General features: G+C 43.5%; 13 protein-coding genes and 1 other RNA gene. 11 read left to right on the forward strand and 3 right to left on the reverse strand.

Going from position 1 to position 12,427, the window contains the following annotated elements; all coding sequences use genetic code 11:
• The first annotated feature begins 50 nt into the window (after positions 1–50).
• From KOE27_RS13305 to KOE27_RS13355, 11 genes are all read left to right on the forward strand, one after another.
• Positions 51–2,576 (forward strand): hypothetical protein, encoded by a 2,526-nt coding sequence (locus tag KOE27_RS13305; RefSeq protein WP_215239350.1) that lies wholly within the window; start codon positions 51–53, stop codon positions 2,574–2,576.
• A 1-nt stretch (position 2,577) separates the two neighbouring features.
• Positions 2,578–4,062: a hypothetical protein gene (locus KOE27_RS13310; RefSeq protein WP_215239351.1), complete on the forward strand. Its 1,485-nt coding sequence runs from the start codon at positions 2,578–2,580 to the stop codon at positions 4,060–4,062.
• Positions 4,063–4,121: 59 nt separating this feature from the next.
• On the forward strand, positions 4,122–4,673 hold the full coding sequence (locus KOE27_RS13315) for a hypothetical protein (protein ID WP_215239352.1): 552 nt from the start codon (positions 4,122–4,124) through the stop codon (positions 4,671–4,673).
• A 164-nt stretch (positions 4,674–4,837) separates the two neighbouring features.
• Positions 4,838–5,086, forward strand: coding sequence for a hypothetical protein (locus KOE27_RS13320; protein WP_215239353.1), 249 nt, complete (start codon positions 4,838–4,840; stop codon positions 5,084–5,086).
• Positions 5,087–5,092: 6 nt separating this feature from the next.
• Positions 5,093–5,494 (forward strand): hypothetical protein, encoded by a 402-nt coding sequence (locus tag KOE27_RS13325; protein ID WP_215239354.1) that lies wholly within the window; start codon positions 5,093–5,095, stop codon positions 5,492–5,494.
• A complete protein-coding gene (locus KOE27_RS13330; RefSeq protein ID WP_215239355.1) occupies positions 5,491–5,853 on the forward strand; it encodes a hypothetical protein in 363 nt (120 codons plus the stop codon). Before KOE27_RS13325 ends, KOE27_RS13330 begins: the two co-directional genes overlap by 4 nt.
• Positions 5,850–6,260, forward strand: coding sequence for an N-acetylmuramoyl-L-alanine amidase (locus KOE27_RS13335; protein WP_215239356.1), 411 nt, complete (start codon positions 5,850–5,852; stop codon positions 6,258–6,260). Before KOE27_RS13330 ends, KOE27_RS13335 begins: the two co-directional genes overlap by 4 nt.
• Before the next feature lie 316 nt (positions 6,261–6,576).
• Complete coding sequence (locus KOE27_RS13340; protein WP_215239357.1) at positions 6,577–7,095, forward strand: hypothetical protein; 519 nt, start codon at positions 6,577–6,579, stop codon at positions 7,093–7,095.
• Complete coding sequence (locus tag KOE27_RS13345; RefSeq protein ID WP_215239358.1) at positions 7,092–7,601, forward strand: hypothetical protein; 510 nt, start codon at positions 7,092–7,094, stop codon at positions 7,599–7,601. The genes KOE27_RS13340 and KOE27_RS13345 overlap by 4 nt, the downstream gene beginning before the upstream one ends.
• Positions 7,601–7,966 (forward strand): hypothetical protein, encoded by a 366-nt coding sequence (locus KOE27_RS13350; protein ID WP_215239359.1) that lies wholly within the window; start codon positions 7,601–7,603, stop codon positions 7,964–7,966. The genes KOE27_RS13345 and KOE27_RS13350 overlap by 1 nt, the downstream gene beginning before the upstream one ends.
• The gene (locus tag KOE27_RS13355) at positions 7,966–9,861 is read left to right on the forward strand and encodes a right-handed parallel beta-helix repeat-containing protein (RefSeq protein ID WP_215239360.1); all 1,896 of its coding nucleotides are present in this window, start codon (positions 7,966–7,968) and stop codon (positions 9,859–9,861) included. The genes KOE27_RS13350 and KOE27_RS13355 overlap by 1 nt, the downstream gene beginning before the upstream one ends.
• A gap of 7 nt (positions 9,862–9,868) precedes the next feature.
• Here KOE27_RS13355 and KOE27_RS13360 read toward each other — a convergent pair whose 3' ends face one another.
• The 3 genes from KOE27_RS13360 to ssrA all read right to left on the reverse strand — a co-directional run bounded on the left by KOE27_RS13360 (position 9,869) and on the right by ssrA (position 12,193).
• On the reverse strand, positions 9,869–10,432 hold the full coding sequence (locus tag KOE27_RS13360; RefSeq protein ID WP_215239361.1) for a helix-turn-helix domain-containing protein: 564 nt from the start codon (positions 10,430–10,432) through the stop codon (positions 9,869–9,871).
• Between the two features lie 29 nt (positions 10,433–10,461).
• Complete coding sequence (locus tag KOE27_RS13365; protein WP_215239362.1) at positions 10,462–11,607, reverse strand: phage integrase SAM-like domain-containing protein; 1,146 nt, start codon at positions 11,605–11,607, stop codon at positions 10,462–10,464.
• 214 nt (positions 11,608–11,821) lie between these two features.
• Positions 11,822–12,193, reverse strand: a transfer-messenger RNA (tmRNA) gene (gene ssrA, locus KOE27_RS13370).
• Positions 12,194–12,427 lie beyond the last annotated feature (234 nt).

The raw sequence follows: 12,427 nt of genomic DNA on the forward strand, positions 1-12,427 counted from the left end.
CCATGGCAATAACAAGAATAGACATACCCAATACCCGGCCAGCGCCTTACGTGGTAAGCATTAAGCGCGTTGGTGAAAATACGGAATTGTTGACATCTTTCGTAAATCCTATTGCGACCTTCGACGCAATTATCGGAGGTGATCAAGTATATGAGGTAAAAGTTACTGATGCCAATGGGAATGTATCAACTTCCACTTTCAATCTGGACTGCACACGTCCAGATGATTGCCAGGACGGCCCGATACTGCTTGGAATTTTAGAGCACGATGCCAATGGGATGACATATAAGTTCCACGGGAATGGCGTTTTCCAGATTGACCGGAAAGTATACCTAAACGGAGTTGTTATAGAATCCGCATCCGGTGTCGACTTCCCTGCAAGCGCCGAAGTAAATGTATCTTTCAGCTCTCCGCTTGCCGCCGGATCGTATGTGCTTGCTATCAGGGGGAAAAGCTGTTGGAGTGAACCGACCACTTTGGGCTTCACAATTACCGACAACATTATTCTTGCATGGTCGCTGGGATATCCTGCATACGACTATTCTGAACTGCTTGGTAAATTCCGAATCTTAGCCAGTATTTCCCGGGCCGGAACCTACCGGCTACTAATAAAAGATGCCTCAGACGACAGTATAAAACACGATGAGGATCACATTTTTTCACCTGGAGGTATTCTGTATATTAATAACTTTGATCCAGGCGAATACGACATAGATCTTGGTGGTGGCCTATTAACAGGTTCTTTAAACATCTTGGATTTGCCGGAAGACTGCGATACCGGGCCAGAGGATCTAATCGTTTCCACTGTCACAAAAAATCAACTGGTTTACCGCTGGCACGGTATAAACGTATTTACCTTACGACATTGGATTGAACTTGATGGTGTTATTGTTGTTGCTCCAATTTTTGTAGACCCGACCGGCGCGGTTCTTACCATTAACTATCCAACTTTATCGCCTGGTGACTATGACTTAAAAGTTCAGGGTGTTAGCTGTTATTCAGAGGTAGCTACTTTGCCTTTTACCATTGAGGCCGAAACGCTTGCGATTCAGACAATCGTACCTGAATTACTTACAAATGGCAGATACAAGTTAAAAATCACATTCTCGGGCGGCAAGCCGTTGTACATGTTTCATGTTCGCCAGTTAACGAACAACACAATTGGAACATACGGGAATGTCACAGGAAGTCCGACGGAAATTACACTACCTTCTGGCATCTTGCCGCAAACAATAAAGGTGAAAGTTATTGACAGCCTTGGCGCCGAAGATGAAGAGAATGTCGTTTTACCATCGGCGGACATTTCCTTAAAAATGATCCAATGGGTGAATTACTTCACAGGCAGCACTTCAACGCCAATGTCTGCAAACGGGGTAACTTATCCAATTGGAGATTCTGCTGATTTTCATTGGGATATTGAAGCAACTTTACCAAACGGCGGACTTTGGCTTTACGGAGAAAAGAAAATTGAAAAATATGTTTCCGGTGTGTGGGTTCAAAAAGACTTGGCCGCCGCCACTGGCCAACCGGTAGGGTTAGACGTAACAAGTGGGACGACAACAATCAGTCTTCTGAGCCCCAGAAACTCGCAGGTAGTAACCATTGACGGCCAGAATATTTTTAAAACCGCTGGCCGGTGGCGGGCGACTTTTATTTTCCGTAAAAATTCTGCAAACTCTGAAATTGTGAAGCAAATCACAATAGACTTCACTATTTCAGTCCCGGCCACATTAAGCGGTATGCTTCTGCATAGCAGAAACGGCGGCACACTTGGAGCTTCAATAGCAGAGATTCCAAGCTATGGCGGCTCCTATCCAAAACCAACGCCACAATGGGATATCACGGTTGATAATTTCAACGGTGTTCAGTTTGATAATTTACTGTACTACATCCGGCAAAAAGTGAATAATGCCTGGGAAACAAGATATGTGAGCTCTAAAACTTACGGAAGTCTGCAAACAACAGTCAGCGATTCAAGTCTTTTTCGTGATGCTAATTTTTCAACCGTTCACGTTTCGATTCTTGCGAATGTAGTTCAGGATTGGCAAATTGAAATTGTTGCCCGTGTTGGATCGGGCACGGTAGCTTCGCGGATGGCCGAGTTCACATTAAATCTTGCGGAAACCGCATTTTTAAATGATGGATTGATTCGCCGATCAGCAGGCGGGAAAGATTTTTGCATTGTCAACGGCATGGATTTCGGAATTGAAGTTCTTTCTTCCGGGAACATTAGGCTATTCCACCCGGCCACAAGATCCAGCTTTAACGGTCAAAACACTGTTTACCCCTGGCGATACATTGATCATGTAAGGATTCCGTTTAAAACCGGGCTTGATCCAGAGGATATAAACGATGAGTTCGTTTACCTGGAAGATCTGGTTTCTCCTACCGGTGTCCCGTGGGCGAAAGGCAGTTACAGTATAGCAATACTTTGGTTCGACAACAATGTTGATTCCTACGATGATGTTCTCAGCGGGGGAAATCTACCGTGGGCCTATAATCTGGCCGGACCTGGAAATGAAAATCACGCAAGCCACGCAGCAATGCCCGACTACATTTATTTCTCAATAATATAAGATGGCAACAGAAATAATATTACCAAAAATATTCAGAGAATTATCGTATTCTTCGATTGCAGAACAAGACACGTCGATTGTAATCAGCAACATGTCTGACAAGATATTTGCGGTTGATAAATATGATATTGCCAGCTCAGAGGCCAGGGCGTTACAATTATATTCTCACCTTCATTGGGGCACCACAGGAGTCACAAACGATAAGCTCTGGGATACGGTGCGCTGGTATGGTGAATCGGTAACGGATAAAGTAAATTCGATTGTCAATCACAAGGATTTCTTGTTTTGGGCAGAAATGCGCGAAAACGGATTTTCTCCTAGCAACGTGGAGGCCGTATACTCACAAAGATTTGATAATCTTGGGGTTGCTGACCCAACCGATACAAACCAAATGCAGGATTATTGGGCACCTGGTGGAGTGGGAATAGATCTGTTGACATACACAAATTCACCAACCAGCGGGGACTGGAGTAATTTGATTACCCGGTATTCATCCGAAACCGAGGCGAGGAAGGAAAAAAATGGAAGTGTTACAGATTTCATCAACAGCGGGGCTCATGAGTATCGCAACTGGCTTGCAATGGGATACCTGGATGCATTTCATAGAGTCCCGGAACATGCGTATGTGTATGGCGCCATTATTCAACTCGAATTAATGCACCTGGCTATACGCCGAAAAGCAGTAATGTTCTGCGAGCCAATACTGGAAGGGGCTGCATGGTTCAATTATCGGGCCGGGTCCATGCAGTCGGTTAGATTTGCAAATCCGGCTGGAACAATTTATAAAAGCGTTTTAAATACGGTACCAGCAGAGATTTCATACCGGCAAGGCATTATTTCGCACGAATGGGGCGAAGGAATGACACATTGGGGTCCATCATCCAGGGACACAAAAGATATAGCTCGCTGGGTAAGGTCTCATAATGGCGGCTTGACTACATGGAAAACAAAATGGAAGGCAGATAACAGCAGTAACATTGTTGATTATGACTTTAATAACCCCACGCAGCCAGCCAGAAGCCCAGGCGACAACCCAAATAACTACCCAGATCCTCAAATAATACCTCCATCTTTTGGAGGTCCGGTCATTTCGACAATTCATAAGTCGCTGGCCGGTAGATATATGGCATCTATCACCAAAAGCAAGCGAAATAAACTATTCTGGCCGTCTTTCGAATGGACGACAAAGGGAGGTACCGTGCATCATGACGGATATTTTGACGGAACCGATCCGGTTTTAGGCTCTCTTGGCGATGGCAGCATAACTACTTTGAATAATAGAAATTTCGGTCAACATAACGCAGCTAATCAGTTAAGGTATAAAAAGCCGATTTGTGTATGGGGTGCGAACGGATCTGACAAGATAGCTCACTACTGCAATCCCGTAGCCGGAATCAATGAGGAGCAAGAAGTTACGATAGATGTAAGCGGAGGCCCATACACTTTTACGGCTGTTGGCCCCAATTGGCAAGTTTTCAATCTTTAATATTAGGAAATTTATATCGTTTTTATTTCATTTAGAATAATTTAAAAAATCTATTAGCCATGGCAATAAATAACAACTGGTGCAGTGCGAACTGTCCTGTCGATTGCGACGATACGCTCGTTGTAGTGCCTGATTTAGGGTGCGAAGCGCCTAACAACGACGAGATTGATACAATCTACTGGTCAAATCAGATCTTATCGGAAGGAGATGTTACCGAATGGAATGAGCGGCTTGATAACAGCGGAACGGCGGAAGCTAATACGATCCGGAGTATGCCGGTAAAAGGTAGCCTGCCCCGTGTGGACCCTGCATTCAAAACATCTCAACTGGGAACTGCCATTCCGATGGAGGTTGACAGGGTGATGTCTTTTATCGTTGAAGACGACAAGGACACAACTTTCAACTTCCTGAAAACCATTCAATGTGGTATGTCAAAACGGTTTTGGCTTAAATCCGGAGGGCACATGTACGGCGGACTAGAAGGTATTGTTGGAACCCTTGTTTCATCCTATGAAATCAACCCAGACGCGGAAACGATGGCGCACAACTGGCAGGTTCAGCTGCGTTTCAAATCAAAATGTTTCCCTGATCGCGTAGCTTCCCCGATATGAGGTTTTTGATTCTCCTACTGCTATTAACCGGCTGCCGAACTTTACAAAAGTCGGTGGTGCGTGCTGATAGCAGTAGCGTGAAGTCTGAACAGACAAACAGCAAGTTCAATCGGGAAATTGTTACCGAATACCGGTTTGATACGCTTTGGAGAACCAATACGGTAATGGTTCCTGATGTAAAATTTGTCGATGTGCCTAAGCCATACGGAGTTCCGCAGCCTTACATAGTCCGTCAGACCGTCCGCGAGAATGCAGAAGTAAAAACCACCAAAGCTGAAGAAGTAAAAACAAAACAGGTTGAAAAAGAAAAAGAGGCAACAATACCACCGATTTTACAGTATTCCGGACTGATGCTTGCCATAGCGGTTTTAATAATCGCGATAACCCTACTAATTCGATTATTTAAAAAATGAGTACTGATGTTTACCAAATGGTGGCTCGAAGCACTATCACAGCAAGACCGTACAGTTGCCCTGATTCTAGCCCTGGCCATTGGTATTTCGACGGTTTCTGGTGTTTCAGTTTTTTTATATAAAAAAAGCGAGGAAAAGGATGAGAAAGGCTATATCCGGCTGGAAGTTGTACAAAGAAAACAGGATAGTTTGAATGCGGTACACAACCGAGAAATGGCCGAGTGTAACCTTGAGAAGCTAACTATAAAAGACGAACTGTACAAGATTTACCTGAACGACTTAAAAGAACAGCGAGACAAATACCAGGCGCTTGATAACCAACTTTCCCCTATTGTGAAAAAGTCAACTACTGATGCTCTACGAAACAGTAAAAACCTAAAACAACTCAAAGAGGAGGTTACGCAATGAAAAGCAAATGGATCATTCTTATCATAATTGTGCTGACCGGAATCGGGGGTAGCCCCCGGTCCCAGTCCGATAAGGTACAACCGAAACAAGCAAAATACGATATCGTTGACAGTATTAGGATCAAAATTGATAGCATCGAAGCAATCAAAAAGCAGATCCCGGAGATTGCCAGCAACGTGGTAGAGAAAACGAACACGCTTAAAGTTCTCATAAAAGAACAAAAAGTTCAGGGCGATCTCATAAAAACTACTTTGAATGCCATTCGATACGATCGAAGATGGATTGGAGATGTTCAAGAGGTTAAGCCTAAAAAGGACTCCTTGATAATCAAGACAGAAATTAAGCCAATTGAGGAATGAGAAAGATAGATTACCTGGTCGTCCACTGCACTGCTACACCTCAATCGGCCACGGTTGAAGCGATAAAAAACTATTGGAAAAATGTAATGAAGTGGAAGAATCCGGGATACCATTTCATGATTAAGCCGGATGGTGAAGCCGTTTCTTTACTTCCGATTACAGAGGTTTCAAACGGGGTTGCAGGCTTTAATTCCAGGATAATCAATATCAGCTATATCGGTGGGGTTGAGAAGAGTTTGAAACCTGTTGACAATCGTACCCCTGAGCAAAAAGATACCATGCGCAGGCTCTTGAAGGATCTCAAAGAGATGTTCCCTAATGCAAAAATTCAGGGGCACCGTGATTTTCCAGGTGTGCATAAGGATTGCCCAAGTTTTAACGCAAAAGCCGAATACGCTGATTTATGAATGCTGTTGTCGCATCTATTCCAACCTTAATGATTGAGCACCGGAAGGTAGATGTTTTTCGGCACCGGGCCACTTTTACAAATCCTAACGGAGATGCTATAAATATTGACTCGTTGGATCCGGCAATGTTGATTTACAAAGGCCAAACACTCTTAGTGACAATTGAAGATGAAGATTGGACCAAATCATTGAACCAGACATCGGCCGAAAAGGCAGCATCTTTTTTCGCCGCAATGGATTGCTTTACAAAATACCGGTACCGATTTTACGACAGAGCCCAGAACCAGACAATTTACGAAGGACCTTTTAAAATTATATGAAAACTGTTTCAACGCTTTCAGGAGAAGAAGTTCACGTGTATGTTGAAGCCAGCATACCAGCAAAACTTGTACTTGAAAGTGACGGAGAAGACAGTGAAGGGGCTGTTCCGGTTTTGGACTCCGAAGGGAAACTTGACGTTTCTGTTCTTCCTGATACTTACCAGCAAATAACTTTTCCCGCCGGAGAAGCTATACCCAGCGGGCTTCTGGTTGCTGTTATAGACGGGTATGCCTACAAGGCGGACTGTACAAACATACTTCATCTTTACGCCATTGTGGGCATTTCAATGATCGGCGTAAGCGCTTTTGAAACAGTAATAGTTTCGAAAGATCCGCAGGTTGAACTGTCCGGATGGGGCCTTCCAAGCGCTCACACAATACTTAGATGCGGTAAACAGGGGCAACTCGTAAATGTTCCTCCAAACGACGCACTCTTTAATCTCATTGTCGGAGTGGTACAATCTGCCGACAAGCTTAATTTTCATATTCAAAACTACATAATAATAGAGCCATGAAATTTCTTCAAAACAACGCCGGCACAATACGGGAGGTTGCAGGTTTGAGTACATCTGCAGGCTCCGGCGACGCCAACAAAATTATTGAAACCAATTCAGCCGGGAAATTAGATGAGTCTTTTTTGCCCGCCGGAGTTGGAAAGGGAAGCCGAGCTTATACAGCCAGCGAAAATATTTCTGCCGGTGATTTTGTGAATATTCATGAAGTTACAGGCGCGCCCAGGATCCGTAAAGCAGATGCAACCGGGATAGGCAAGCGTGCGCATGGATATGTAACAGCCGCCATTAACAGTTCCGCTTCCGGGACTGTATTTTTTGATGACATAAACCCATCGCTGAGCGGGCTGACAATTGGAGAAGAATACTTTCTTTCGGACACAGACGCAGGGAAAGTGACTACCTCAATTCCTTCCGGAGCGGGTAAAATATGCCAAAAAATAGGCTACGCTTTAAGCACAACTGAGATTCAGGCAACAATCGAGCAGCCTATCGTACTCGCAGCATAATGAAAAAACTCTTAGCGCATGACGGCGGAGTTATCAAGGAAGGGCATACGATTGCTAAACTTCCTGTTTTCTCAACCGTTTCTGATGTCAGAAATGGGAAAGTTGATGATTATGAACTGGTAATTCTTCTTTCAGAAGACGGGTTCAAAACCTACTTCTATGACGCAAATGATAGTTCATCCGCCGATAATGGGGACGAATATCTAGTTTCAACGGACTCTGAACGTCGTTATGTGCTGACACAGAATTACTATACACAAGCATTTCTCATTCAAATGAGAGATCTTGTTTTGGCCCAAGTTACAGAAACATTGGCAGATATGACAGCCAGGCTTGAATCACTTGAAAATTCATCACTAGGATAATGAAAACAATACTTTCAATACTTTTCACATTCGTTTCCATTCAGATTTACTCACAAGACACGCTAACACCAGAAGGGAAGCTCAGGTATCGAATCGGAATAATTAGAGGAACAAAGATTACACAGATGCCCAACTACGCCCTGAGTAATGCTTTGCGGGATATTGCTAACGCTGCGGTATCACGCGTTCCGTACGTAACTATGGCAGAACTAAGGGCAGGTAAGGCAGATACAGCTAGGGTTGTTGAAATTAATGAGGGAAAGAAATCTGGGAAATTTATATACGACCCCACAGACACCAGTTCCGCCGACGATTCTGTCCTGACAATCAGGAACGGGGGCAGGCGCTATAAAAGACAGTACTCAGGACCTTTTAATGCGGCATGGATGGGTATAGTGGGAGATGGAACCACGGATGAGTCGGCTCTATGGCAGAAACTTTTAGATAATGCCGCCATTAAAGATATTTTTTTTCCATTACCCGAAGTATCCTACAGGATTAATTCGATCACAATACGTTCTAATAAGACTATCACGTTTCAAGATGGAGCGGTGGTGCACGGGCTAGGGCTGCTGACTACCTACCAGCGCATGGTGAATATGGTGGACATCAGTAACGTAACTATAAGGGGTTACAGAGTGGTTTTTAAAGACACAAAAACAGCTTATCCTGGTATTAATCCGACACCGAACAGTCAGCGGCATCTATTCCTAATTCAGGGGTGCTCCAACATTGTGATTGAAGGCATCGCTGCAAATGACAGTGGAGGTGATGGCTTCTACATTGGCGCCACGACTACTCAGAAGTTTTGCCAGAATGTGAAATTAATAAACGTGAGTGCCGATAATAATAAGAGGCAAGGGCTTTCGATTGTATCAGGGAAATCGGTACATGTAACAGGATCATCTTTTACTGGGACAAAAGACGATACCCCAGGTGCCGGGATTGATGTAGAACCAAACGCATCAGACGAATTTTTGCAGGACATACGCATTACTGACTGTAAAACGGGAAGCAATGAAGGTGGCGGGCTACTTATAGCCCTTAATGCTCTGAACGGCTCCTTAAACCCGGTAGATATTGTTGTCACGAATCACCACGATTATGCGAGTAGATACGGGTTCATTGCCAGTCCGGCTATAGGTACAGCTTATGGTACGGTAATAATTCAGAACTCTACATGGGAAACCAACGGATTGCATAACGCACTTGTGAGTAATTACAGTGCGTCTTTCCCACGAATTAAGTTTGAAAATTGCCAGGGAATTAATGCAAACGAGGAAAACAGTGCTGCAACGACTTACGGAACAGCAATGATTGTATTTAGAGAAGCGGCAATGTCCGGTTCCACATACATCGGAAATGTTGAATTTAATAATTGCCGTGTTACTGAAACCAGGGCAACCAAACGGGTTAAAGTTGGTATACTGGCCATTGATTACAACACAACCGCTAATCCTTCCGGGATGGTGAAAGACTGCATAATACATAATGCAAGATTTGATGGATTTACAGACTTCAACAAGATTTATGTTAAAGGTGAAGTTATAATACGCGATCCGGCAGGAGCTCTTTCATTTGGAGTTGGCAACTCAACACGAGCTTATGATTTCTACGCGTACGCCCCCCTTTTTCACAACGGAAATTCAACAGGACAAACACTAGTTAATTTGGCTGACGTACAGCCAGGCTTTCCGCAGGTAACTTTTGAAATACGTACTCACAATCTGCTAATAATAGATCCGGCCTCAGGAGACAACATTTTACCTTTGTCTTCCGGTGCGGGAAAGAGAATATCAAGCGATGTAATCGGATCAAAAGTGACATTATACAAACTATCAGCAGATAGTTGGATCATATCTGAGATTACAGGCACATGGACAGTGGAACCTTAATAGAGTTTTAAGCCAATCTCAACATTACCCCAACAACCCGGTAAACGCTGGTGATCATCATCCGCTCTAATTTAAATAGGGCGGATTTTTCATTTCCAAGGAAAATATAATCTGGATCTGAACTTTTGAAGTAGCCGATAAATGAACCTTCTTTGTGTGAGCACACAATCAGATTTTCAGGTACAAGCCGGTTGATAATGGTAAATCGAAGTGCTATCGTACTACCGGATGGGATCGGGCCAAATGCCGGACCGGTATATTCGCAAATCTTATCGCAGTCTGAGAAAAGCCTGATGGTGTTTAATCCTTGAACAATCCCTTCAAGGTTCGTCCAGGAAACAGCCGGAATATGTTTTAAGCTTACGTGAGTTATTTCACCGGATCCTGTTTCCCACCACAGCGGGTTTACATTGAAAACATTTATGAGGGATTCTGTTAATCTTTTAGGTATTTTTCTATGCCCGGATTCGATTAATGAATAATTTGCCTGGGTTATGCCGAGTTTGCTCGACATTTCTTCCTGGTTAAGTTCAAGATGCGTTCGTAAAATTTTAAGTCTCGCTGAATTCATATCAAGGCTCATAACGTTGAGTAAAATTTTTAGGAGTCTACCCTACTATTCCACTCGGACAAAATTCTTTTTTCGTTTACAGATCCGTAATGCTTTACTTGCCTTGTAGAAGTATGCCCCAGCATCTTTGCTACTGTTTCATAGCTGAGTTTATATTCATTAATACAAATATCAGTGAAAGTTTTCCGGGCAATCTTATTTGTCAGGTTCTTCTTAATTCCGACGGCCGCCGCGATCAGCTTCAAGTAGTCGTTTGACTTCTGGCCGGATATTTTTGGAAGATTGTTGACACCTCCATATTTTTCAATAAGGTATGCGGGGTACCCATCGATTATAAAAATCGCTTCCTCTTTTGTTTTGATCCGTTTTATTTTCATCCACTCCCGGCCACCAAAAGTGTATCTTGAAGCGTCAGAGGCATTAATATAGTCTCCAATGTGAAGGCCGGTGTAACACATAAAAAGAAAACTATCTACTACCTTCTGCAGCCGATCACTCCAATTGTGAGTTTTTAAAAGCTGAATTTCATGCTGATCCAGGCATGTGATATCAAGTTCCTTTTTCCATTCAAGTGAGATACCTTTAAAAGGGTTGCTTTCGACATAGCCCTCCCTTTCTCCGAATCTGAAAAGCCCAATACAAGCCTGAACGATTTTATTGCAGTAATCGGTGTGAAATTCGCGAGCCCGAAGCCATTTCCAGAACCCTGTGATGTGCCGACGCTCTATACTCTCAACGTCTTGATCCTTTTTGATATATTCCTGCAGATATCTAAAACACCTGGTGTAGCGGTCAATGGTGGCAGCCGCCCGGTCTTTACTTTTTAGCTCAGAAAGAAATAACTCACCCATTTTTGAAAGTTTACAGCTTACCTCTTTAATACCCAAATAAATTTCCCGTACCTCGTTTGCGTTTAAATATTTGCCCTTTGATCTTGCCGCCAGGTAAATTTCGTTCAACTCCGACCGGATCATTTCCAGCTTCATGTTTATGTCCTGGACTCTTTGGGTTGTCCCTTTTACTCTTTGTTTTTTGCTATCCCACTTTTCGGGCTCAATAGAAACGCCGACAGCAAATTCATTTGCCTTAATACCGTTGATTGTAATTCTGCAATTTACCGGGCACGTCCCGATACTATTAATTCTTGCTTTCCTGATCACAAATCGGATACGCATTCGGATGATTTTTTTAAGAAGGTGAGCATTTTGCTGAGTTTAGGTGAAAAACTAAATCAACAAAAGACTACCATCGTCTTTAGGCTACCATTTTTGCGCCTACCATCGCGACAATTTATATTGCTTACAAATTAGACTACCTATACTATTTTGCCACCAAAAACGGTGACGCAGGCAAGTCATAATTCGCTTTCCTGCGTCATAAAAAGGGAACTTGTGGAGACGGAGGGATTCGAACCCTCGTCCAGAACAGGGAAACCCTGCGCCTTCTACATGCTTATCCGTGATTTAATTTTCGAGCCTGACAAGGTTCACGGCGGACCCGCGTCATAGCCTTAGATAATGGTGTCTCGTTGGATTTCCTTATCACTATTCCAACCAGCGCTGCGGTTCGACACCTCTGGACCCATCCGGCAGCACGTGGGATGGAGAGATGATGGCATTTGGTTAATCCTCCGGATTAAGCAGCCATGGCGTAGTTAGATTCGCCAGTTATTGTTTGAGAATATTATTTCCGGGAGGTACTCTCAACTCCCGACATGCTTACACACAGACCTTCAACCCGCTGTCAATACCGGTCGCCCCCTTATTTAGAAAGACCTCACAGCTCGCAGCCCTGATAACTGCCAGGTAAAGTATTAATGCTATGAATTTACATTTTTGATACCAGATAAGTTCATTATTTTCCAGGCATTTTTTACAGCCGCCTTACGATACATCGCTATAAGCTGGTTACCAAAGAGATAAAGAAAGTAAAATCTCCTGTTCCTCATTTTGCCAAGCCTTCTTCCGCTTATGACAATGGTCCATCTAAAAAGTT

The sequence above is a fragment of the Dyadobacter sp. CECT 9275 genome (genome assembly GCF_907164905.1).
In the GTDB taxonomy this organism is placed as follows: Bacteria; Bacteroidota; Bacteroidia; order Cytophagales; family Spirosomataceae; genus Dyadobacter; species Dyadobacter helix.